Source organism: Salinibacterium sp. M195 (assembly GCF_019443965.1).
Taxonomy (GTDB): Bacteria; Actinomycetota; Actinomycetes; order Actinomycetales; family Microbacteriaceae; genus Rhodoglobus.
In genome coordinates, this window is the sequence record NZ_CP040814.1 from 2,078,800 (window position 1) to 2,101,550 (window position 22,751).

Annotated in this window: 28 protein-coding genes; 18 read left to right on the plus strand and 10 right to left on the minus strand. The window is 59.8% G+C overall.

The genetic code is table 11. The features are described 5' to 3' along the window. Positions 1-41: 41 nt before the first annotated feature. The 7 genes from FFT87_RS09930 (at position 42) to FFT87_RS09960 (ending at position 5,341) form a co-directional block, all read left to right on the plus strand. Positions 42-818 (plus strand): SDR family oxidoreductase, encoded by a 777-nt coding sequence (locus FFT87_RS09930; protein ID WP_219948572.1) that lies wholly within the window; start codon positions 42-44, stop codon positions 816-818. A 150-nt stretch (positions 819-968) separates the two neighbouring features. Continuing rightward, complete coding sequence (locus FFT87_RS09935) at positions 969-1,733, plus strand: SRPBCC domain-containing protein (protein WP_219948573.1); 765 nt, start codon at positions 969-971, stop codon at positions 1,731-1,733. Then, positions 1,733-2,188 carry an NUDIX hydrolase gene (locus FFT87_RS09940; RefSeq protein WP_219948574.1) on the plus strand — a complete coding sequence of 152 codons (456 nt, stop codon included), beginning with the start codon at positions 1,733-1,735 and terminating at the stop codon, positions 2,186-2,188. Before FFT87_RS09935 ends, FFT87_RS09940 begins: the two co-directional genes overlap by 1 nt. Then, positions 2,185-2,670 carry a heme-binding protein gene (locus FFT87_RS09945; RefSeq protein ID WP_219948575.1) on the plus strand — a complete coding sequence of 162 codons (486 nt, stop codon included), beginning with the start codon at positions 2,185-2,187 and terminating at the stop codon, positions 2,668-2,670. The genes FFT87_RS09940 and FFT87_RS09945 overlap by 4 nt, the downstream gene beginning before the upstream one ends. A 150-nt stretch (positions 2,671-2,820) precedes the next feature. Continuing rightward, positions 2,821-3,294 carry a hypothetical protein gene (locus FFT87_RS09950; RefSeq protein WP_219948576.1) on the plus strand — a complete coding sequence of 158 codons (474 nt, stop codon included), beginning with the start codon at positions 2,821-2,823 and terminating at the stop codon, positions 3,292-3,294. A 425-nt stretch (positions 3,295-3,719) separates the two neighbouring features. Further along, on the plus strand, positions 3,720-4,091 hold the full coding sequence (locus FFT87_RS09955; protein WP_219948577.1) for a metalloregulator ArsR/SmtB family transcription factor: 372 nt from the start codon (positions 3,720-3,722) through the stop codon (positions 4,089-4,091). 11 nt (positions 4,092-4,102) lie between these two features. Further along, entirely contained in the window at positions 4,103-5,341 is a 1,239-nt protein-coding gene (locus tag FFT87_RS09960; RefSeq protein ID WP_255559265.1) for an MFS transporter, read from the plus strand. Between the two features lie 6 nt (positions 5,342-5,347). Here the strand turns inward: FFT87_RS09960 and FFT87_RS14595 are convergent, their stop codons facing one another. The 4 genes from FFT87_RS14595 to FFT87_RS09975 are packed head-to-tail and all read right to left on the minus strand — an operon-like array spanning position 5,348 to position 7,957. Further along, positions 5,348-6,220, minus strand: coding sequence for a biotin-dependent carboxyltransferase family protein (locus FFT87_RS14595; RefSeq protein WP_255559267.1), 873 nt, complete (start codon positions 6,218-6,220; stop codon positions 5,348-5,350). Continuing rightward, complete coding sequence (locus tag FFT87_RS14600; RefSeq protein ID WP_255559268.1) at positions 6,217-6,846, minus strand: allophanate hydrolase subunit 1; 630 nt, start codon at positions 6,844-6,846, stop codon at positions 6,217-6,219. The genes FFT87_RS14595 and FFT87_RS14600 overlap by 4 nt, the downstream gene beginning before the upstream one ends. Next, positions 6,843-7,610: a LamB/YcsF family protein gene (locus FFT87_RS09970; protein ID WP_219948579.1), complete on the minus strand. Its 768-nt coding sequence runs from the start codon at positions 7,608-7,610 to the stop codon at positions 6,843-6,845. The genes FFT87_RS14600 and FFT87_RS09970 overlap by 4 nt, the downstream gene beginning before the upstream one ends. Positions 7,611-7,615: 5 nt before the next feature. Beyond that, a complete protein-coding gene (locus tag FFT87_RS09975; protein ID WP_219948580.1) occupies positions 7,616-7,957 on the minus strand; it encodes a hypothetical protein in 342 nt (113 codons plus the stop codon). 98 nt (positions 7,958-8,055) lie between these two features. On the opposite strand from FFT87_RS09975, the gene FFT87_RS09980 reads away from it, so the two are divergent. From FFT87_RS09980 to FFT87_RS10000, 5 genes are all read left to right on the plus strand, one after another. Then, positions 8,056-8,388: a hypothetical protein gene (locus FFT87_RS09980; protein ID WP_219948581.1), complete on the plus strand. Its 333-nt coding sequence runs from the start codon at positions 8,056-8,058 to the stop codon at positions 8,386-8,388. A 197-nt stretch (positions 8,389-8,585) separates the two neighbouring features. Continuing rightward, positions 8,586-8,768: a CsbD family protein gene (locus FFT87_RS09985; RefSeq protein WP_219948582.1), complete on the plus strand. Its 183-nt coding sequence runs from the start codon at positions 8,586-8,588 to the stop codon at positions 8,766-8,768. A gap of 9 nt (positions 8,769-8,777) precedes the next feature. Beyond that, positions 8,778-8,945: a hypothetical protein gene (locus tag FFT87_RS09990; RefSeq protein ID WP_219948583.1), complete on the plus strand. Its 168-nt coding sequence runs from the start codon at positions 8,778-8,780 to the stop codon at positions 8,943-8,945. A gap of 81 nt (positions 8,946-9,026) precedes the next feature. Then, positions 9,027-9,287 (plus strand): hypothetical protein, encoded by a 261-nt coding sequence (locus tag FFT87_RS09995; protein WP_219948584.1) that lies wholly within the window; start codon positions 9,027-9,029, stop codon positions 9,285-9,287. Positions 9,288-9,402: 115 nt separating this feature from the next. Beyond that, a complete protein-coding gene (locus FFT87_RS10000; RefSeq protein WP_219948585.1) occupies positions 9,403-10,392 on the plus strand; it encodes a YHYH protein in 990 nt (329 codons plus the stop codon). A gap of 24 nt (positions 10,393-10,416) precedes the next feature. On the opposite strand, the gene FFT87_RS10005 is transcribed toward FFT87_RS10000, so the two are convergent. Further along, positions 10,417-10,743 carry a GntR family transcriptional regulator gene (locus FFT87_RS10005; RefSeq protein ID WP_255559277.1) on the minus strand — a complete coding sequence of 109 codons (327 nt, stop codon included), beginning with the start codon at positions 10,741-10,743 and terminating at the stop codon, positions 10,417-10,419. Continuing rightward, the gene (locus FFT87_RS10010; protein WP_219948586.1) at positions 10,740-11,726 is read right to left on the minus strand and encodes a hypothetical protein; all 987 of its coding nucleotides are present in this window, start codon (positions 11,724-11,726) and stop codon (positions 10,740-10,742) included. Before FFT87_RS10010 ends, FFT87_RS10005 begins: the two co-directional genes overlap by 4 nt. A gap of 120 nt (positions 11,727-11,846) precedes the next feature. Here FFT87_RS10010 and FFT87_RS10015 point away from each other — a divergent pair, with 120 nt between their 5' ends. The 4 genes from FFT87_RS10015 (at position 11,847) to FFT87_RS10030 (ending at position 14,539) form a co-directional block, all read left to right on the plus strand. After that, complete coding sequence (locus tag FFT87_RS10015; protein ID WP_219948587.1) at positions 11,847-12,746, plus strand: hypothetical protein; 900 nt, start codon at positions 11,847-11,849, stop codon at positions 12,744-12,746. Next, positions 12,743-13,039 (plus strand): transcriptional regulator, encoded by a 297-nt coding sequence (locus tag FFT87_RS10020; protein ID WP_219948588.1) that lies wholly within the window; start codon positions 12,743-12,745, stop codon positions 13,037-13,039. Before FFT87_RS10015 ends, FFT87_RS10020 begins: the two co-directional genes overlap by 4 nt. Positions 13,040-13,196: 157 nt before the next feature. Next, positions 13,197-13,886 carry a DUF3105 domain-containing protein gene (locus tag FFT87_RS10025; protein WP_219948589.1) on the plus strand — a complete coding sequence of 230 codons (690 nt, stop codon included), beginning with the start codon at positions 13,197-13,199 and terminating at the stop codon, positions 13,884-13,886. Next, the gene (locus tag FFT87_RS10030; RefSeq protein ID WP_219948590.1) at positions 13,883-14,539 is read left to right on the plus strand and encodes a DUF305 domain-containing protein; all 657 of its coding nucleotides are present in this window, start codon (positions 13,883-13,885) and stop codon (positions 14,537-14,539) included. The genes FFT87_RS10025 and FFT87_RS10030 overlap by 4 nt, the downstream gene beginning before the upstream one ends. Before the next feature lie 43 nt (positions 14,540-14,582). Here FFT87_RS10030 and FFT87_RS10035 read toward each other — a convergent pair whose 3' ends face one another. The 4 genes from FFT87_RS10035 to FFT87_RS10050 form a co-directional block, all read right to left on the minus strand. Beyond that, entirely contained in the window at positions 14,583-16,322 is a 1,740-nt protein-coding gene (locus FFT87_RS10035) for an ABC transporter permease (RefSeq protein WP_219948591.1), read from the minus strand. A 17-nt stretch (positions 16,323-16,339) separates the two neighbouring features. Then, complete coding sequence (locus tag FFT87_RS10040) at positions 16,340-17,242, minus strand: ABC transporter ATP-binding protein (protein ID WP_219948592.1); 903 nt, start codon at positions 17,240-17,242, stop codon at positions 16,340-16,342. Between the two features lie 83 nt (positions 17,243-17,325). Next, positions 17,326-17,991, minus strand: a complete 666-nt coding sequence (locus FFT87_RS10045; protein WP_255559284.1) for a response regulator transcription factor — start codon at positions 17,989-17,991, stop codon at positions 17,326-17,328. Continuing rightward, on the minus strand, positions 17,979-19,205 hold the full coding sequence (locus FFT87_RS10050; protein ID WP_219948593.1) for a sensor histidine kinase: 1,227 nt from the start codon (positions 19,203-19,205) through the stop codon (positions 17,979-17,981). Before FFT87_RS10050 ends, FFT87_RS10045 begins: the two co-directional genes overlap by 13 nt. A gap of 132 nt (positions 19,206-19,337) precedes the next feature. Here FFT87_RS10050 and FFT87_RS10055 point away from each other — a divergent pair, with 132 nt between their 5' ends. Continuing rightward, positions 19,338-20,294 carry a CPBP family intramembrane glutamic endopeptidase gene (locus FFT87_RS10055; protein ID WP_219948594.1) on the plus strand — a complete coding sequence of 319 codons (957 nt, stop codon included), beginning with the start codon at positions 19,338-19,340 and terminating at the stop codon, positions 20,292-20,294. A gap of 63 nt (positions 20,295-20,357) precedes the next feature. After that, a complete protein-coding gene (locus tag FFT87_RS10060) occupies positions 20,358-22,748 on the plus strand; it encodes an excinuclease ABC subunit UvrA (protein ID WP_219948595.1) in 2,391 nt (796 codons plus the stop codon). The last annotated feature ends 3 nt before the right edge of the window (positions 22,749-22,751 follow it).

Sequence of the window (22,751 nt, forward strand, 5' to 3'; positions counted from 1 at the left end):
AGATCAGAGCATGGCGCGGCTTTGACCGCTAAAGTCGTAGGGTGAATAGCGATAATTCGAATCCTCTGGCAGCCCACTCGCTCGATGGCGCTCGCGCGCTGATCACCGGTTCATCGCGGGGGATTGGGGCCGATACAGCCGCCTACTTCGCGCAGGCCGGCGCCCGCGTTGCGATCAACTATCGCAACAAGGAGGCTCGCGCCCTTAAGTTGGTTGCACAGCTCAACGAGACTGATGGATCTGCTATCGCCATTGGCGCCGACCTCACTGACCCTGAGACCGTTTCCGTGCTGTTTAACAGGGTGAAGGCAGAGTTCGGCGGCCTTGAGATTCTGGTGCTCAATGCATCCGGCGGTATGGAAGGTGGCATGGCTGAGGACTACGCCATGCAGCTCAACCGCGACGCCCAGATCAATTTCTTGAAGGCTATGATGCCGCTGCTGCACGAGGGTTCGCGCGTTGTTTTCGTGACGAGCCACCAGGCGCACTTCATTCGTACCGTTGAGACGATGCCCGAATATGTGCCGGTTGCCCTGAGTAAGCGCGCCGGGGAGGATGCCCTTCGTGCGTTGATTCCCGAGCTTGAGTCTCGCGGCATCGGCTTCGTCGTTGTCTCGGGCGACATGATCGAGGGAACTATCACGGCGACACTTTTGCAGCGCGCAAACCCTGGTGCGATCGAAGCTCGCAAAGAGGCCGCTGGACGGCTCTACAACGTCAGCGAATTTGCTGCCGAGGTTGCTTCTGCTGCGGTTGAACCGGTCCCGGAGAACAACACACGTTACGTCGGCGACGTTTCGGACTTTCTCAACAAGTAACTAGCACGCCCAAGCCGGCGCGCTGAGCGCTTGCTTTTCTGGCGCTGGTGACCTTCATCGCGCGAGTCGTCTAACCGTCGCGGTCGTCGTTTCGAATAATTCTGTCGCCACACCTTTATAGGTGAGTATTTACTCTCCTATAATCGCTGCATGGACTTGGTATTCAAAGCTCTCGCCGACGATAGCCGTCGTGAGCTTCTGGATGCCCTACGCACGAGAGATGGCCAATCTCTCAGCGAACTTGCCGAGCTCGTGCCAGAGATGACACGTTTTGGCGTCGCGGCACACCTCAAGGTTCTGGAATCAGCTGAACTTGTCACGACTATTCGTGTCGGACGACTCAAACTGCATTACCTGAACCCGGTACCGCTCCACGAAGTCGCCTCTCGCTGGCTCGGAACCTTTTCGTCGTCCGCGGCCCAAGTCCTCATTGATCTGCGTAACCATCTCGAAGACTCCGACGAAAGGGAGATCATGCACGAATCGACCGAACTCGCCCCCAATGTTGTCTACCGAATCGATATTCGAGCAGACCTTAACACGGTATGGAAAGAGTTGACCGATACTGGCGTACCGCGATCGTGGATGTGGGGCTCCATGATCGAGAGCACCTGGACGGCGGGGGAGGGCTACGCCATGTCCGCCGACGGATTCGCACTCATCGTCGGCACGGTGCTCGAGATTGACCCACCCCGCTATTTGCGGATGACCTTTGACCCGCAATGGGACGACGCTAGCGCCGGTGAAGCCGCCGGTGAGCTGGTTTACGCCCTCGAAACTCGCGAGAATAGGTCGACTCGACTGACGGTGACAATCTCGGGACTGGGGCCCGCATCCGCTCAGTCTGCTGCGGAAGATACTCCCGAAATCTACAGCGGACTAAAGAGTTATTTAGAAACTGGAGAATCTCTCTAATGGCAGTAAGCCGCGCATCGAGCCGCGTACTGCTATTTGATCGCGATCAACGTTTCTTGCTTTTTCTCACGAAAGCGCCAGACACAAGCGGCATCGCGCGGTGGTTGACACCTGGTGGCGGCGTAGATCCGGGGGAGTCTCACTATGAGGCCGCGGAACGTGAACTCGAAGAAGAAACGGGACTAGTGCTGTCGCTACTTGGCGGGCCAGTCTGGTCTCACGATTTCGATGTTGAGTGGGATGCTGCCGACCATGACACTGGCCATGCCGTGTTCTATGCGGCAACGACAGATGCATTCGAACCTTCGGATGCGCAGTGGACCGATGATGAGCGCGTCGATGTCCTTGAGCACCGTTGGTGGACAATTGACGAGCTGGCTGCCACAACAGATCAATTCGAGCCTGCCGAGCTTGTCAGCGTGATTCGTGCACGACTAAGAGAGATGACCCAATGAGCCGTCCACTACCGCACTATTCAGTGCCCGATGTTGAGTATCTGAATGAGATCGAATTCGAGAGCATCACCAATGACGACGCTGTGGCTCTGGGCCTGATTGCCGTGCAGGTCATCCGGGAGTGGGATCTCAACCTCGCGGTCGAAATCGTTCTGGGCCGCGATGTCGTGTTTAAGGCGAAGCTAAAGTCGACAAACTCCGACAACGACCCCTGGCTAACAGGTAAGGCGGCGGTAGCGAAGCACTTCGGCGAACCGTCTCTTCTCGTCAAGCTGCGCCACCTTGCGGCCGGTACGCCCTTCGAGGAGCGAACCGATATCGACCACGACGCTCTCAAAGCTCACGGTGGATCAATTCCGCTCTGGGCCGACGGCGCTATCGTCGGCACGATCACGATGTCGGGGGAGCCTGACGCGATCGACCACGAAGCCGCCGCCGAGGCGCTGGCGCGGTTCGTTAGCAGCCGAAATCCAAGCCTTTAGAACCTTTTAGGCACACAAGACGTCACGCGCTGCCCCGAACAGACAATTAATTGACAGAATCTCGAAGCTTGAGAGCATCGTTGGATCCTGTGCACACGTGGCACCCTGACGCCGCTGGTGAAATTACGACCGAGTGAGCGGGGGAGCCCCATGAGCAGGCCGAGCATGTGGATGTACCTTGCGGCCGCTACCTGCGTTCTGGTGATGGCGGGCGGGTGCGCTAGCGCCTCAGAGATTCAGCTGGACAACGAGACGATAACGTCGAGTCCGTCAAACATGGCTAGTAATTCCGTTATGTCAGATACTCCGGCATTGCTGGAGTTCGATACTGGGGACGAGACTGTACTGGCGACCAGCAGCAATGCTGGCGAATCTATTGACGTGTCACCATTTACCCCAACAACGGGACGGATCGCAGTTTATTCGGATTGCGTGGGTTCTGGCAGGATAACAATCGCGATCGGCAATGTTGCAGAATTCTCGTACGACTGTCGAGAAAATGCGGACGACGCTGCCCACGGGGACGAACTGGACGTCGACCCCAGCGGCAGCCCCTCAATATCCGTAAAGACGGACAATCAGGAGCTGTGGACCGTCACAGTCGTTGCCGTGCCGCCACTGTAGTCCTGGGCTGTTTCGCCCCCTCTCGGGCATAAGCGTGGTATCCGATAATGCACATTATGTCAGCTTACTGATATCTTGGCCGGGAAGATGCCTCCTGATAAATCGCGGCGCTGTCACCGCTATCCCCCGGCCAATTGGCGCGGAACAAGGATCAGTTTTCGCACATCGTCACACTCAGGCACGCCTGGCGCCGAATTCAATAATCTCCTTAACGGCATCAGAAATTACGTCGAGCGCTATTCGTGTCGGCGTTAGCCTCAAACCGACAGAACGCCCCGATTCTGAGCATTTAACGCTTTGCATGCGCCCAGGCGCGTCATTCACGCTGTGTACGTTGCCTTGAGCCCAACGTCACCGGACACCGTGAGGACACTCCCCCGCGATTGGCTGACAACGGTGTAGGGTTTGTATGCAATAATCTGCGCATGCATGCGGATAACGATAGACCGACTGTCGCTGACCGCGCAAGTGTTGATCTGGCCGTCGAAGTATTCTCGATGTTGGCTGACGCGACTCGGGTACAGATCGTTTTGGCTCTGCGTGACACTGAGCTTGCCGTTAACAGTCTGGCGGAAATCGTTGATAAGTCGCCGGCTGCCGTTTCGCAGCATTTGGCGAAACTTCGGCTGGCGCGCATCGTCCTTACTCGCAACGAGGGCACACGAATCTTCTACCGACTAGCCAACGAGCACGCTAGTCGCCTCGTCGCGGAAGCGCTGTTTCAAGGCGAGCATTCATCAAGCGTCGATCCAGCACACCACCGCGGCCAACAGCCCACAAGGTCGGACCGCTCCTGATGCTCCAGGTCTTGAGAAACCCCACCTACGCCAAGCTCTTCTCCGCTCAGGTCATTGCCCTGCTCGGAACGGGCCTGCTTACTGTCGCGCTTGGCTTGCTCGCATTTGACCTTGCTGGCGCTGCGGCGGGGCTGGTTCTTGGCACGGCACTCACCATCAAGATGGCCGCCTACGTGGGGGTAGCCCCGCTCATCGCTGCGGCGGTCGACCGCATGCCGAAAAAGGGAGTGCTGATTGGAGCTGACATGGTGCGCCTGGCGATCGCGCTCCTGCTGCCACTGGTGTCAGAGGTTTGGCAAATCTATCTGCTCGTGTTTATCCTGCAGTCGGCTTCAGCGACCTTCACGCCAGCCTTTCAATCGCTCATTCCCTCAGTTTTGCCCGAGTCGAGAGAGTACACGCGAGCACTATCCCTCTCTCGGCTCGCCTACGACTTCGAGTCGCTGTTGAGTCCTATCATTGCGGCCGCGCTTCTCGCCGTGGTGAGCTACAGCAATCTCTTCATTGGCACCGCTGTGGGCTTCGCCACCTCGGCCATTCTCGTGCTGGCAACGCAGCTGCCCGCTAAGCCAACTCGACTGAGTTCGACGACATTCTGGCAACGGCTCCCCCGCGGAATCCACATCTTCGCTCGCACAAAGACCCTTCAGTTTCTCCTCCTCACTAACGTTGTCGTTGCCGCGGGCACTGCACTGGTGCTGGTCAATTCCGTCGTCTATGCTCGCAGCGTCTTCAACCTCGGCGACTCGGCCCTCGCGATCACTCTCGCCTGCTACGGCGCCGGCTCACTAGTGGTCGCGTTTAACGTTCCTTGGCTGGTGGAGCGGTTTGGCGTCATCCGGATCATGATTACCGGAATGGGACTCATTACCGTCGGCCTCCTGGCCGCAACCATTGTGACCGCAGCAGCACCGGCCTCTCCCACTGGATGGGCCTGGCTATTGGTCACGTGGGCGCTGCTCGGGATGGGCACGTCGTTGGTGAGCACTCCTTCAGCCCGTTTGCTCGCGGATGCCTCGGCGTCTGCGGACCGCAATCTGGTGTACACAGCGCAGTTCGCGCTTTCCCACGCGTGCTTCTTGATCACCTACCCCATCGCCGGCTGGATCGGGGCAAGTAGCCTCACCCTCGCGGCGGCGATCCTGCTCGTCATTGCACTCGCCGTGAGTGTCAGCGCAGTCGTATTTGCCAGGATGCAACGGTTAGCGACCCGCACCGTCGAGGCACTTCGCGCTGCGACGCCTGAGTAGTCGGGCCTAACCGCGGCCGGTCGCGAGCCTAACCATGATTATCTGCCCCGGACGCAATTGGGCTAAGGCGTCGAGCGAGTCGTCCGTCACCACAGCGATGACCGGGTAGCCGCCCGTCACCGGGTGATCAACCGCAAGAATGGTTGGCGCGCCATCCGGGGACACTTGAATAGCCCCGGATAGCATGCCTTCGCTAGGCAGCTCACGTCGCTCGGTGCGTTCCAGTACGCGGCCGTCGAGTCGGATTCCGGAGCGATCCGATCGGGGCGACACGCGCCACTCACCGCCACACAGCCGCGACCACGCCTCCCGAGAAAACCAATCGCGACGAGGGCCAGGGCGCACTTCGATCGTCACTGGGCCATCCGGAGGCGCATCGACGGGAACGAGATCAACCAGAGGAACAGGTCCGGAACATTCGGCACCAACCCGCAGAACATCGCCAGCCGCAAGCGGTGCGGGACCAAGCTGCGCCAGCGTGTCCCGCGAACGCGAGCCAAGCACGCGGGGTGCTTCGATTCCTCCGCGCACCGCCAAGTAGTAGCGGATGCCGTGAGTTGCAGTTTCCCAAGTGATCGTTTCCCCGGCGTTAATCTGTGTTGGGGTGTTCTGCGGCACGGCGCGACCGCCGATCGTGACGCTCCCCCATGCTCCGGTGACCGCTAGCCACAGTGCTTCAGCGGCTCGCAATTCGACTCCACCGATGAGAATTTCGAGCCCCGCGGCGAGTGATGTGTTTCCGACTAGCCGGTTGCCCAAGGCAAGCGCAGAACGGTCCATCGCGCCGGAAGCCCCGACGCCGAGATGCGCGAGACCCGGGCGTCCGAGATCCTGCACGAGGGTCAGTGGTCCGGGCTGGATGACGACTAGTCCAGTCATGGGGTGACCACCTCGAATCGAACGATCATTCCCGGAGTGATCGCCGCTGGCGGATCGCGAGCTTCATCCCACAGCGTGACGTCTGTCGCTCCGATCAGTTGCCAACCACCAGGCGAGTTACGTGGGTATATTCCGGTGAACTCGCCCGCGAGCCCAACTGAGCCGGGAGCAACCGAAGTCCGAGAAGTTTCACGACGGGGCAGATTGAAGTCGGCCTCCGTACTGGCGAGATAAGCGAAACCGGGAGCGAAACCGATGAACGCACACTGCCAGTGAGCTTGGGAATGCCGCGACACAAGCTCATCGATGCTCACACCGAGCAGCAGTGCCACTGAAGCGAGATCCGGGCCGTCGTACCGCACCGGAATGGTGACGCTCAGAGCTTCACCAACGCGCACGGTGTTGCTTCTGGTCGCGCGCGCATAGGTGTCGGAGAGCCACTGCTCGGCGGCACGCAACGAAAGTCTGGTGGGGTCGATCTGAGCCAGCACTGTCGTCGCTGCCGGAATCAGCTCCACGATTCCGGGAACACGCGCTGCACTAAACGCCTGAAAGGCTGCCATCGTCTGTGTGAGACTGGCGAATTCTGCGAGAAGCGCCCGCTCGCCGAAGGGAAGAACTTTCATACGAACGCTCGAATGTCGAGGCCGGCCTGAGCGAGCAGTTGCCGGACAGTCGCCGCCATGATCACCGCACCCGGGGTATCACCATGTACGCACAATGAATCAAGCTGAACAGTCACGGTTGTGCCGTCGAGCGCCAGCACCTGACCATCGAGCACCATCCGCACTGCCCGCTTCCCCGCGATCGTTGGATCGGTAATGACTGCACCCGCTGCCGTTCGCGGCGCTAGCGTGCCGTCAGGTAGATAGGCGCGGTCCACAAATGCTTCGCGGAAGAATTGGACTCCGTGACGGTCCGCCGCACGATTGATAGCGGTGCCGGCGAGCCCAAGCAGGGGCAAGTTGGCGTCCTTCGCCGCCAGCGCCACAGCATCCGCCTGCATGTCGTCGACACTGATGCGATTGTAGAGGGCGCCGTGCGGTTTCAAATAGCACACTCGAGTGCTCGCCTTACTCGCCGCGATAGTGAGCGATTCAACCTGCTCCACGATGTCGCGATAGAGCATTCGGGAGTCAATGTCCCTGTCACGCCGTCCAAATCCGTCGCGATCACGGTACGACGGATGCACCCCAAGACGTACGCCGTGTCGAAGAGCTAGTTGGGCGCTCTCGAGCATACTTTCATCATCGCCCGCGTGAAATCCGGCGGCCACGTTTGCACTGGTAATCACGTCGAACATCGCGGCATCACTTTCGGCAGCGGCGCCTGAATGCTTCTCGCTCAGGTCCCACTCGCCGAGGTCGCAGTTGAGGTCGATAGAGTTCACGGTTACTAACCAGACGACAGGGTGGGCGGATGGTCTTGCACGTAGGCCGCAGCCTCTTGTTCATCTAAGACGACCATGCCGCGATCGCTCATCGCCGTCATGGCGAGAGCTTTGAGCCACACTCGGTTCAGCTCTTCTGCGCGTGGTGTTGTGAACTGGAATTGCAAGGGAATAGAAGGTGACAGCCACACCGTAACTCTGCCGGATCCTTCAGATGACGGTTTCACCCAGCTCAAATAGAACGATTCTTGACGACGCAACTTCAATCCTGCAGCCACTTTCACATGAGCCAAAGTTCGATCGGAGAAGCCGTACTTCGCGCCCGCTCCGTACACGAATTGTCCCATCTCCATATACTGCGCCATGGTGCAAGCAAAAGCGACAGAAAACCTGACGTCACGCCTTTTCCCTTGCGCAACAAGTGAGCGTGTCGCAAGCTGAGACAGTGGGTGAACTCATTTACGGCAGCGGAACCAGATACAGCATCGAAGACCGAACCTTGGCGCACATCCGGGTGGTCACCGGAGCACGACTCCGTCGGCACGAATCTTTCTACCTCAGTTGGGTGTCGACAAATGATCCCGATATGGGCCGAGTGAGTGTGTGGTTGTCGCCGTCTATTCCCCTGCAATTCCATTTCTTCGGCAACACTCCCCCGAAGATTAACCCGGACTGGATTAGTGCGTTAGAGCTGAACGCCGCCGGGGACCGGGGAATGGTCATCATGACGGAGGCCGAAGCGACAAACTACATCCGGCAACGCCCACCTCTCGACTGATCCGCCTCAGTTCTTCGGCGGGACGAACCGCCACAGTCGCCCGCTGCTCGTTTCCTTGCCCCCTGACTGGTATCGGAGTGGTGCGCAGGGCAATACATTGCAGATCGTCTCCTGTCAATCCCTTGCCGCGCGCGATCACGCTGGTGAAACTATCTCTGCCATACAACCTCAGCAATCAAAAGAAACGAGGAAATTCTGTGAGTAATAAGGACGAGCTTCGTAACAGCGCCGAGAATGCCGTCGGAAAAGCGAAGGAAGGACTCGGAGAGGCCACTGACAACGAGTCGCTGGCCGCTGAAGGGCGAGCAGACCAAGCACAAGCGAACATCAAGCAAGCCGGCGAAAACGTCAAAGACGCCGCCAAGAATCTGAAAGGTTAGGTCCACATCATGAATCTTCTCCTCATCATTGTCATTGTTGTTGCCGTAGTTCTCGCCATTACGGGCGGCCTCGTCCAATCCTTGAATTTCCTGCTCTGGGTTGGTTTGGTTCTCGCCGCCCTCGCCGTGATTGCGTGGTTGATCCGCAGGGTTTCCGGTAGCGGGTCACGCGTATAAACACTTCAGTGTGAGGAGGTGTGCCTAGCAGTGCAGGGCGCACCTCCTCATCTATTTCGCGGGAGAGTGATGAAGAACACAATGACAACCCTGATCGACCTCAAGGCGTTGCTGACAGTGGTCGAGAAAAGTAAACGACACGACGGGACGATTGACGAGAACAGCGTTCTTAAGTTGACCTTGGTTTGGGAACTGGATATCGATCACGTCGCGGCGCGCAATGATCCTGACTCGCTCGACGAGCATTCCCAGGCCACCGCAACTCCAGCCCGCAACTCTCAGCAGTCCGCTGGAAAGTCTGATGATTGGCGAACTACCGTCGCTCAGTTTCCCGAAGAATGATCTTGTGACTTAGGGCGCAGCTCTTCCTATGATCTCGTCATAGAACCATCCGCTAGGATCGGCGGCGCTCGCGGACACGCCCCGCGCAGCCCTGATCTGCTCGGAGGCAATCGCCATGTTCACTCGCTCATTGACCTCGCGCACGACGGTCGCGCTCTCCTTGGGCGCAATGCTCATACTTAGTGGCTGTAGTTCCGACAAGGGCGACTCCACGGCGACCGCAACTGCGACGCCGAGTACCGAGCCAACCGCTGCAGCATCGGCGATCGACATCCCGGATGCCTGGTCTGGCGTCATCGACACCACAGCCATTCCGCTCGGCGACGACCGCACCTCCACCTCCCCCGCTGTCGACTATCTGTACTCCTGCAAGACAGACTTCAGCGGGCGCGGGCCGGTGAACGGCGGACCGTGGATCGACTACGACGCTGGAACGTGGGATGCCACGACAAAGGCCACCGTCGAGGGTGCGCTCTCCTGGCCCCAGGCCTACTACGACGAACAAGTCGGCCACGACACTCGCACCATCCTGACCGCGAATTTACCGACTGAGCAGATGACGGGCGCCTTCCCCATCGCCGACACCGACCCGGTGAAAGAGTTTGACCGCAACCCCAATGAGATTGACGAGAAGCTTGTTGAGCTCGCCCTCACCCTCTCTCCCGCCATCGCATCCGAGCCAAGCTGTGTTGCGATGGGCGCCGTTGGAGTGCTCAAGAACGGCGTTTACCTCTACAACGCGGTGGATGCTTCTGGCGGAGACGCGGTCGCGCACGAGACCCAAGACCGGTGTGACGGGCATCCGGATGGCGGCGACTTTTACCACTATCACGACGTTCCGTCCTGCCTCCGCGATGCCGCCCCGGAGACCGGATCGACCCTCGTCGGGTACGCCCTGGATGGCTTCGGAATCTACATTGAGCGTGACTCGAACGGCAACTTGCCGACCAATGCCGATCTCGACGAATGCCACGGCCGCACTAGCACTGTGCTCTTCGACGGTGTTGAGCAAGAGATGTATCACTACAGTGCGACTCGAGAGTTTCCCTTTACAGTCGGATGCTACGTCGGAGACCCAGCGCCCGTGCCGTCGCACGAGCACTGAGCGTCAGCTTCGCTAGCTAGGCCCTCAGGAACTCCACGCTCGCCGGATCGCCGTGACGACATCTTCTTCGCGAATCTCTTGCCCTTTCGCCTCGAAGACCAGCTCACGGACTCGTGACACGATCGCGCCAGGCAACACGGATGCGCCCTCCGATACCCGGGTGCCCGCGCCCGTGCGCGAATAGACGAGTCCATCGGCTTCAAGCATCTTGTAGGCCTTAGCAGCAGTTCCGTTGGCCACCCCGAGGTCGTTCGCTACCTGTCTTACCGTAGGGAGCCGTTCGCCGCTGCCGACCTGACCCGACACGATCATCCCGCGGAATTGCTCGTAGATCTCGTTGGCGTCAGTCACGAGCGCACCAACTCCGAGGAGGAGACGCGCGACTGCTTGCCGCGCATAGCCGCCACCAGCATCAGCAGCGCGAGCGCCTGCAGCACCGCACCGGCCACAGCGATCGCAGGGGCAAACGATGCATAGCCCAAAGACACGAAGTATTCGGCGGAATCTAGGGTGGTAATCACGCTGGAGAACGTCGCCGTTTGACCGATGAGGAGAAGAGCGCCGCCCAGCGGAAGCAATACTGCGGCGGTGAAAAGTCGAAGCAGTACAGAAGATGCGCGCGTGCGTTCGCGAGTTTCCGCATCGACGGATGCCGGGCTTGCGAACGGACGAACCGAGATGGTGTGCAAAACCCACCACAGCTGCGCCGCAAGCACCACAGCGAGGATGACGACCGGCACTGAATAAGCCCAGCCGTAGAAAGTGCTCGCTCCGTACTCATCCCAAGCAGCATCGGTGGCACCAATAGGCCGAGGCCAGCTGACCAACGTATGCAGTCCGAATCTGTCGGTGATCGAGTGCACTCCGGCAAATAGCGAGACGCTCACGAGTGCACCGAGAACGCTGGCTGCGCTTGCGAGCTCTTTGCGACTGGCGAAACTAGCCCACCCACGCGGCTTCAATGACAACACCGGCGCCTCGACTGTCACAGACTCTTGTGCAACCCGCACCATGACTACAGTCAGCACCACGACCGCGACGATCAACGGCAGCGGATAGCTCCACCACGCATACCCCCACGGGTCAGGGCTAAAATCGACGCTCAAGTTGGGCAACAGGTAACGCTGCGCCAAGTCGAGTAACGGAAAGAACTGCACCGCGAGATGCACGATCAATACCGCGACGGAACCTGTGACTGCAACTGAACGCATGAACGCGCTGCGTCCCGGCTCAACGTGCTCAGGGGTTCTCCCCCTTCTCACGATGAGAAAGATGACGATAGCGATCGTCGCCAGGATGAGTGGAGACTGTAAGACGAGCAGCAGGTACGACATTGACGGCTCCTTTAACTTGTGTCACCCGAATGATACAAGACTGAAGTGACCGATTGTCAATACTGCAACCGAAGATCTTTCGAATACTTGCGAAAAACTCAGATACGTTACACTTTCCAGATGGAAAGTGATTCCGCGAACTCCCCCACCGCTCCAGATTCCGCCCCACAGCCCACGTCGATTGAAGCCTCTCGCCACCTCCAACAGCACCAAGAAGTGCGCGATTCGGTGAATCAGCGGGGGCCGTCCCGCGACTTTGCTTGGTTCAGCCTCTGGAGCGCTCTCATGGTAGCGAGCTATGTCGGCGTGTTTCTGTTCGCCTTTTCCGCGGGTATCGGAACCGCCGGCGACAGCAACCCCGACAAGTTCTCGCAGACATCGCTACTTGTCCTACCAATACTGGCTTTCACCACGATGACCACGGGTGCACGTGAACGGTTCGGCATCCGAAGAGCGCCGGCGCGGGCAGTGTGGATTCCCTTGGTCTTAGCGCTCTTCGGAATGGCCGTTTTGTCTGGTCTGTCCGTGTTTGACGTGCCCTACTCGCGCTGGCTCATCGCGCTGGTCGCCCTCGCCGTCTTCGTCCCCCTGGCCGCATCCGCCATAGCTCAACTGATCCGGGTGCCACGTTCACGCACCCCGGCGGGCCGCAGCCCCGAACCGCTCAGCACACCCGTGCGCTGGAACACGGCGATCATGGGAGCGGTAGCGGGCCTGCTCATCTCCTTCGGCGCTATTCCGATCGTCTCAGCACTGGTGATGATCGCGGCGCTCGCGGGCATCGCGTTCACGTATGTGCTGAACGAATCCGCGTGGGTCCTGCCCCGCGTTGGCTTCGAATGGGGCTGGATGCAGTGGGCTGCGTTCGGCATCACCACGAGCACGCTCTTCGCTTTCGCCGTACTCGCTCCGCTGGCAGAGTCGCCATCACTCGCGGCATCGATAGCTGCAGGAATCGGCGTCTTCCTCGTCATGCTTGCGGCATCTGCGCTTCCGGCTCCCAGAGATGCACGATCATGAAGCATCCCCGTCATCAATTGAATGATGCGTTCGCGACTCCGGTGAGGCTGTCGCTCATGGCCGCGCTGGGTCCCAGAAATGAGATCGACTTTGCCACGCTGAAAGCGTTGCTCGAAGTCGAAGACTCAGCTCTCAGCAAAGCGATCAGCTATCTTGCGGATGCCGGCTACGCAAAAGTTCTCAAGGGAACGGTCGGCAATCGTCCGCGCACGTGGGTGACCTCGACGGCATCCGGCTATCGCGCGTATCAGCAGCATCTGCTGGCGTTGCGAGCGATCACAGAGCACGCCTAAACCCACGTGAAGGTGGCCGGATATTCGCTACGCATGAGCTCCCCCACTCCCGAGACTGGTGAGTGTTTTGCTGTGGAGGGCTTTCACAGTATTGGCCCAATAGCCTTAAGAGGCACATCTGTTCCCTGCCCACGCACCCGACGACAGGACCACCTGAATGTCACCTCGCGACTCTCAAGTCTCCCCAAACACGCCCTCGGGCAAAGACCTCACTGTTAAGCAGCAGCGCGATGCGCGCCGGGCCACAAAAGTCGCCGCAATGAAAAAGAAGCAGGCTACAGAGAAGCGCCACCGGATGATCGGGATCGTCATCAGCAGCGTTGCCGCAGTCGGAGTGCTCGCGCTCGTCATTGTGATGGTCGTGACAAACGGAACTCCGCGAACGAGTCCCGAGGCTATCGAGATCGACGGCGTGCAGAATTACCCGAATCTGGTCGCCACTCATGTCGCGGACGCAGTCGATTACGAGCAGAGCCCCCCTGTAGGTGGTGAGCACTCTTCGGCCTGGCTGAACTGCGGTGTCTATACCGAACCTGTTCAGAACGAAAACGCCGTGCACGCTCTCGAGCATGGCGCCGTGTGGGTCACTTACAACCCGGAGCAAGTCTCGGGAGCTGACCTCGAATCGCTGCAGGATGCTGTCCCGTCAACATATTCGGTAGTCTCCCCGGTTGCAGACCTTCAGTCCCCCGTCATTATCTCTGCGTGGGCAAACCAAGTTGAACTCGACGGGGTAGACGATCCGCGACTGCAGGACTTCGTTGACAAATTCTGGCAGGGTGGCGAAGCACCAGAACTCGGGGCTTCATGCTCCGGCGGTATCGACGGTCCCGGCCGCATCGCATGACCGATGCCGACGGCGGCGTTTCGCCAGCTCGCCCGTGGCTCCGCGTAGGCGCAATGACTGTCGCGGCGCTGCTGTTAGTTGGCTTTGGCCTGCTCGCTGGGCAGAAACTCTTGCCCGCTGAATCCTCGGATCCATTGACGACGAGCGCCGAAGCAGGGTTTGCGCGCGACATGCAGACACATCACCTTCAGGCGGTCGACATGTCAATGATCATTCTGGAAAAGAGCGACAACCAAGCTATACGCACCTTGGCGTACGACATCGCGACCGCGCAAGGTCAGCAAGCTGGTCAAATGTTTGCGTGGTTGACGATGTGGAACTTGCCTCAAGCGTCTCAAGAGCCTGCGATGACCTGGATGATGGATGCCGACGACCACGACTCGCACGGCACCTCGGATTCCGACTCCATCACCGCAATGACCATGCCTGGACTAGCGACCTACGACCAGATGGAGGCGTTCAGGGCGAGCACCACTGATGCTGACTCGATGTTTCTCGAGCTCATGATTGCGCACCACGCGGGTGGCGTCGACATGGCTGAGGGACTCCTCGAGCGGTCGACGAACGATGTTGTGACGTCGCTCGCCGATCGAATGGTCGCCGTGCAGGTAAGCGAAATTAACTACATGAACGAGCTTCTGGCAGCCCTCTAGAGTCATCGTCAACCGGTCCCTGCAAAGGACTTAGCTACAAGGCTTAGACACCCCGTCGACGGAAGGTCAGCCACCCGATTAGCACAGTCCCGACCGCCCACAGCACGAGCATCGGCATATCGTGTTCGGGCCAGAAATGCAGTCGGTTTTCAACATCGAGCACGACGTAGTACTCGTTCGCGGCATGACTGTGCGCGGCCTCGACGGGATCGGGAAATAGCTGCGAGATGTTGGCGAACCAGACGAACGGTGTGCCTTTTGTCGGTTCTTGCAGCCACGCCAAAAGGTAGGGAAAAACAAAGAAGACCGATGCCACGGTAAGCAGCGTTCCCGCCGCTGATCGCACGAGGATCCCCAGTCCACTGCCGATGGCAGCGGTGAGACCGAGGGCGATGCACCCTTTCGCGATGGAGATAAACAGAATGGGGGCAAAGAGCGATGGTGTGTAACCCTGTCGTTGCAAAGTTTCTGTCACGAGCGGCGCCGCGACTACCAAGGATGTGATCGCCACCGCGAGAGATGCTCCCACCGCCACCACGACCTTCGCCAGGATTAAGCGACCTCGACTCGGCACCGCAGCCAACGCCGGGCGAATGTTCCCTGTCGAAAAATCAGACGTCATGATCACGGCACCAACGCCAGCGATCAGGAAGTGGCTCAGCGCAAGCCCTGCTGTTATGGACCAGTACGTCTGGTCGAACGTGACCAACTCGAGATCTCCCGGCACCATGGGAGCAGGAAAGTGTTCCTCTGGTGTGGATGCCGCCGCCCATCGGTACGCCAACCAGACATTGACAACCCAACTGAGTGCGAGCAGCCAGCGCACTGCCGGCATCGTCAAAGCCTTGAGCGCTTCTGAGCGAAGTACGCCGCCGAAAGTCGCTCCGGGCAGGCGCCTTCGCGCGTGCCGCCGGGATGGATGGGCCCATCGCGTGCCCCCAGAAGCAATCACCCGATGCACGCGTCGCCGCAAAAACACTAAGAGCGAGACACCAAGCAAGATAACCGCCACAATAACGAGCGCGATCAGACCTTCCCCCGGGGAAAGAGTGGATGTCACAGTTCCGTCGAGCGCGATGGCTTGCGCTGGCGGGTGGGTCGTCAACGCCTGCAGCGCGGCGGCCGGAAGCCACCCCGCCACTCGCAGCCCAACATCACCGGCCACAACCATCAGCAATCTCGGCAGCAGGAACACAACGCCAAGAACAATCAGTACCGCCGTAACGGCTGTGCGCACCAGCGCAGCAGCCGAGATCCCCACAATGGTAAACAATGCACCGCCACCAGCAACACTGAGAATGACGACGACAGTGTCCCCCCACGGTGCCGTCAAATACCCTCGTGATTCGAGCGTCACTGCTGCGATCCAGGCGGCCGCAGACGATCCGACCACTGTGATCACGCCGGCAAGCGCCGTGGCAGGGATCGCTTTAGCCAGCAGCAAGAGAGAACGGCGAGGCACCGCCGTCAGAGAGCCGGCGAGGACATCATCCGTGTATTCCGAGCTCATCGAAATGATCCCCAGAATTGCGGCAAAGAATGCCACCGGAAGCGCACCCAAAGCTATCGATTCGAACAGTATCGGTGCGGCATCCCGTGCTGGCGCGGAGTCGGTGAATAGCGGAACCGGGAGAACCCGGATCACTGCCAAAACGACGGGCACAAGAAACATGAAGAGCACAACGACACGGGGTGCTCGTAGAGACCACAACTTCAGAGCTTCAGACCGCACCAGAGCCGACGCACCCCAACGAGGCCCCGCTATTTCTGATGCGCGGGCCACCGTGTCGACGCTCACTTTCACGCGCCCTGCCGGTATTCGACGCTGGAGTCAGTGAGCCGCCGATACGTGTCTTCCAGCGACTCGACCTGAGTGCGAAGTTCTGAGAGCGGGATGCTGAGCTGCGCAGCGTGTCGCCCCACGTCATCAGCAGAGGCGCCCTGAATCGTGAGGGTGTCATCGTCGCGCTCAACGAGCGCCCCGAGCGCGATGAGCGGAGCGATGAGATCACTTGCCCGCGAGCTGCGAACGAGCACCCGTTCTGCACCCTGGAGTCGGGCGAGCTCCGACAGTTTCGTGTCAGCGAGCACCTTTCCGCGGCCCACAATAACGACGTGATCGGCGGTGAGCGCGACCTCGCTAATGAGGTGAGACGAGAGCAACACGGTGCGACCCTCAGCCGCGAAGTTTCGAACGAGTTCTCGAAACCACATCACGCCGTCGGGGTCCAAGCCGTTCACGGGTTCATCAAACACAAAGACTTCAGGGTTGCCCAGCATCGACGCCGCAATGCCGAGCCGTTGCCGCATTCCAAGCGAGTATCCGCCAACCCGTCGCGAGGCAACCCCACTGAGCCCGACTTCTTCGAGCACAAACTCAACGCGTTCACTCGAGATCGCATGGGTGAGAGCAAGCGCGCGCAGGTGGTCGAATCCTGAGCGCCCCGGATGAGCGTTGCGAGCATCCAGCAATGCACCAACGTGAAAAAGCGGATTTTTGATTCGCCGATAGGGTTGGCCGTCTACAAGAGCTTCGCCCGAACTCGCCGTCTCGAGCCCGAGCAGAATGCGCATCGTTGTCGTCTTGCCGGAGCCATTCGGTCCTAGGAAGCCGGTGACGCGTCCTGGCTCCGCGGTGAAGCTCAGGTCATCGAGAGCACGCTTGGCGCCGAAACTCTTTGAGAGGCGACGAATCTCAATCAAACGAACTCCTCTGTGGGGCCGGGGATCAATCAACCGCTGATCGAAGCAATCCTCACGCTACCGGACGGAGCAAAAGAAGACACCTAGCTCTTCGCGGTATGAACACAAATCGCAATCTGAACACGGTTGTCGACAGCGAGCTTGTCGAGAATTCGTGCAATGTGCGTTTTCACGGTGGAGACACTGAGATAGAAGTTCTCGGCAATTTCAGCGTTCGAGAGACCCTGAGCTATCGCCGCTGCCATCTCGTTTTCGCGTGGCGTTAGCCGCTCTAGCTTGCGGGCTGCAGCAGCCCGCCGCTCGGTATCGGCGGGCGTGCCGACTGCGGCCACTAGCTGCTTAGTGACTGACGGCGAGAGCATAATTCGCCCTGAAGCAACCTGAACCACGGCATCTACAAGTTCTGCAGGGCGCGTGTCTTTGAGGAGAAAGCCGCTAGCGCCTCGACGCAGAGCACTGAGAACGAACGCGTCCGTATCGAAGGTCGTGAGGACGATGATTTTAAGTTCCGGATGCTCGGCAAGCAGGTGCTCGGTGGCAGCAAGTCCATCCATCACTGGCATCCGAATGTCCATCAGCACAACGTCAGGGCTGACCTTTCGAACAGCGGCGATCGCCTCGTGTCCGTTGGCCGCTTCTCCAACGACCTCCAGACTGGCTGAGCCTTCGAGGATCATGCGCAGCCCTGCCCGCACGAGAGATTCGTCGTCAACGAGCAGCACCCGGCTCCGAAGCACTATATCTTCCACGGCAACCACGCCTCCACCGTGAAGCTGTCATCGTTGCGCGTTGCAACTACTTTGCCTCCCGCTAACCGCACGCGCTCTTCGAGCCCGGCTAGGCCGAGCCCCGAAGGCGGCACCGCCGGCAGGGCGTCCGACACGGTGCTCGCCAAAGAATTCTTCACGCGAAGAGTGACGCGTTCGCCCCGCGTGCCGCCAATTCGAACGCCGATGGGCTGATTAGTGGCGTGTTTGCGTGCATTCGTCAGGCTCTCCTGAAGCAATCGATACAGATGCCGGCTGAGTGATTCGGGGAGCAGCGCTAGGTCACGTTTCGTGGCGTGATCGATTTCGAAGTCAATACTGCTTCCTGCGTCGATGCACTCCGCGAGGAGCTCATCAACATTCGCCAGCGTTGGCTGGGGGCGCACTGAGCCAGGAGTCGTGGCGCTCCCGCCATCCTGAAGCACCCCCAAAACTTCGCGGAGCTCCGTCAACGCGAGATGAGCATTCGAACGCACCACGCCAGCAGCTGCCGATACCTGCTCCGCCGAAAGATCGGTTCGATACTCTAAAGCTCCCGCTTGCACTGCAACGAGCGACAGACGGTGCGCCAGCACATCGTGCATCTCGCGAGCGATACTAGCGCGCTCATTCGCCCGGGCCTCCGAAAGATTTGCCTGCAGTTCGCGTTCAGCGCTCGCTGCCTTCTCAAGAGTTGCTGCCCAGAGCTCCCGGCGCCCACCGATGTACATTCCCGTCACGATTAGTACCCCGGTGACCACAAGCGTGAAAGCGAGCAGCTGCCACAGCGGGAGGGGATCGGCCGGCGGCACAGTGACTTCGGCTAAGACCGAAGCGCCGATGAAGAGCAGAGAAATAGGGGCCATTTCTCTCCATCTGCGTCGCGTCGCGAGCGAAATCACCCCCAGCAACGCCGCGCCGGAAGCCAACACTGAGACGGCGGAAATAAGCACAATCACGCCAACGACGACCACTGGAGCCCGCCGACGAAACGGGTACAGCTGAAATGCCGCGATACCGAGAATCACGTCGATTCCCATTCGCGGGACAAACCACGGCGGCTCCGCATCACCAGCATCCACGAGGTCAAGAATCTGGCTATACACCACGAGAAAACTGACGAATCCAATGGAGAAGACCACGACAAGTCGCCACACAAGCCCGCCGAAGTTTCCGCTTCGGGAGCTGTGTATACGCGGGGAGATTTCGGAAGCCACCGGCCAATGCTAACGCCGTCGTTCCATCTGAAGATCGATCTAAAGGACGACATCCGCCTAGTTCGGTTGGCCAAGCATGCTTACCCTTCAGGGCAATGGTGCTTACCCCGCTCATCGGGCAGTCTGTGGAGCGTGATTCTTTCTAGTTCTTCAGCGGACACCCCTACCCCCGCCCCTCGGCAGACGGCAAGCTACGCTTTCCATCGCCTCAACCGCGCCTCGCCGAACTACCGCTGGTGGCGACCGTTCCTTGTCGGCCTTGTTGCCAGCGGAATCTATCTAGCTCTCTTCGTGTCGGCGCTGTTGGCCTTGGTGATTGTGTCGCTAGTGTTCGCGGATGTCGGCGCATGGTTCGACGAAGCAGTCAGCTCGCTAGAGGTGATTGACCTCAATGACCCGGTGACGTTCGCGGCCGTCATGCTCTCGCTCATACTCTTGCTTCCGGTCTTGGTGGTCGCGAATCTTCTCGTGGGTACACGCCCCGCCGGATTGTTGTCATCGGTGACTGGCAGTCTCCGCTGGACTTGGTTCGCGCGCTGCGTTGGCATCGCAGCAATCGTCTGCAGCGGCGGATTACTCGCGAGCTTCGGTATTCTCGCGCTGAGCGGTCAGCCGTTAGTAGTGTCACCCGTCAATCCAAATCTCGCCCTCATGCTCATCCTCATCGTGCTTCTCGTGCCCTTTCAAGCCGCGGCGGAGGAGTACGTCTTTCGTGGCTACCTCATGCAGACTGTTGGCACTTGGCTGAAGCATCCTGCGTTTGCGATCGCGCTCCCGGTGCCGCTATTCATCCTTGGCCATGACTACGAACTCCTGGGCATGATCGACGTCGGAGTCTTCGCCGTCGCCGCCGGATGGCTTTCGTGGCGAACCGGCGGCCTCGAGGCGGCGATTGCGCTGCACATCGTCAACAACGTGCTCATTTTTGCGCTGGGCATGTGGGGGCTCGTCGACGTGAATGCGAGCGACTCGACCATTGTTGGTCTCGCCATCTCGCTGATGACGACGGCGGTATTCGTTGTTGTGGTCGTGCGATCGTCTCACCGCCACTCGATCGCGCGCGCGCGGATCGTCAGCAACTCGCAATAATGGTCACTAGCATCCGCGATCTCGCAGAGCCGTGACATCCGCACCACCAGGGAGGCACCCACGATGGCCAGCACGAGCAACCTCGACTCTCCCAGTGCACACACGGCGGATACCCACGACGTGATTCGGGTGCGGGGCGCTCGTGAGAACAACCTCAGCGATGTAAGTCTCGACATCCCGAAACGCCGCCTCACGGTCTTTACGGGCATCTCGGGATCGGGCAAGAGTTCACTTGTCTTCGGCACGATTGCGGCAGAGTCGCAGCGCATGATCAACGAAACCTACAGCGCGTTTCTGCAGGGCTTTATGCCGTCGCTGGCCCGCCCCGACGTCGATGTTCTCGAGGGACTCACGACCGCAATCATCGTCGACCAAGAGCGCATGGGGTCTAACGCCCGTTCGACCGTCGGCACCGCCACCGACGCCAACGCGATGCTCCGTATCGTCTTCAGCCGCCTTGGCCAGCCCCACGTCGGCTCGCCGCAAGCCTTCTCATTCAACGTGGCATCCATTTCGGGCGCAGGCGCAGTCACTTTCGAGAAGGCCGGCGTCACTACCAAGGAACGGCGCGAATTCAGCATCACCGGCGGCATGTGCTCCACGTGCGAAGGCCGCGGCACCGTGAATGACATCGATCTCACGCAGCTCTATGACGACAGCAAGTCGCTCGCCGAAGGCGCGCTAACCATCCCGAACTACACCGCCGACGGCTGGATGGTGCGCATCTTTACCGAGTCAGGCTTCCTCGACCCCGACAAGCCCATCAAGAACTACACCAAGACCGAGTTGCATGACTTTCTCTACAAAGAGCCAGTCAAGGTAAAGATGCAGTCGATCAACATGACTTACGAAGGGCTGATCCCCAAGATTCAGAAGTCGATGCTGTCGAAAGACCGTGAAGCAATGCAGCCGCACATTCGCGCTTTCGTCGATCGGGCCGTCACGTTCACGGCCTGCGCCGATTGCGGTGGCACCCGCCTCAACGATGGCGCACGAGCATCCAAGATCGCCGGCATCAACATCGCGGAAGCCTGCACCATGCAGATTAGTGACCTCGCCGAGTGGGTGCGCGGCCTCAAAGAACCGTCCGTCGCTCCGCTGCTTGATGCGCTGCAGCAGACGCTCGATTCCTTCGTTGAGATCGGCCTCGGGTATTTGTCCCTCGATCGCCCGGCCGGAACCCTCTCGGGCGGTGAAGCCCAGCGCACCAAAATGATCCGCCACCTCAGTTCGTCACTCACCGACATCACGTATGTCTTCGATGAGCCGACGATTGGGCTCCACCCGCACGATATTCAGCGGATGAACGAACTCCTGTTTCGCCTGCGCGACAAGGGCAACACGGTTCTCGTCGTTGAGCACAAGCCCGAAACTATTTCGATTGCCGATCACATTGTCGATTTGGGGCCGGCTGCGGGCACCGAAGGTGGCCAAATCTGCTTCGAAGGCAGCTTCGAGGAGCTACGCCAGAGTGACACCGTCACGGGACACCACATCGACGACCGGGTCTCGGTCAAAGACGAGGTGCGCTCCCCCACCGCCGTGATGGAAGTTCGGGGCGCCGACACCCACAATCTCAAGAATGTGGATGTCGACATCCCGCTGGGCACTCTGGTGGTCGTGACGGGAGTGGCCGGGTCTGGCAAGAGTTCGCTCATCCACGGATCTGTGGTGCCCCGAGACGGCGTTGTGTCCGTCGATCAGGCGGCAATTAAGGGTTCACGCCGCAGCAACCCCGCGACGTACACCGGGCTGCTCGAGCCGATTCGCAAGGCATTCGCTAAGGCCAACGGCGTCAAACCAGCCCTCTTCAGCGCTAACTCCGAAGGTGCCTGCCCCAACTGCAACGGGGCGGGCGTTATTTACACCGACCTTGGGGTCATGGCGACTGTCGCTACCCCGTGTGAGGTCTGCGAAGGCAAGCGTTTCATGGCCTCGGTGCTCGAGTACAAGCTCGGTGGGCGCGACATCAGCGAGGTGCTCGGGATGTCCGTGGCCGAGGCCGAAACCTTCTTCGGCGAAGGCGAGGCGCGCACTCCCGCGGCCCACGCCATCCTCGATCGACTCGTCGATGTCGGGCTCGGCTACTTGCGTCTTGGGCAGCCGCTGCCCACGCTCTCGGGTGGGGAACGTCAACGCCTCAAGCTCGCCACCCAAATGGCAGACAAGGGTGACATCTACGTTCTGGATGAACCGACCACGGGTCTGCACCTAGCCGACGTCGAGCGCCTCCTCGGACTCCTCGATCGCCTTGTGGATTCGGGAAAGTCCGTGATCGTCGTCGAACACCATCAGGCAGTCATGGCTCACGCTGACTGGATCATCGATCTCGGTCCGGGCGCCGGTCACGGCGGTGGCTCGATCGTCTTTGAGGGCACGCCAGCCGATCTCGTCGCGGCTCAGTCGACGCTCACTGGCCAGCACTTGGCCGCCTACGTAGCTCGGCTCTCCTGACGA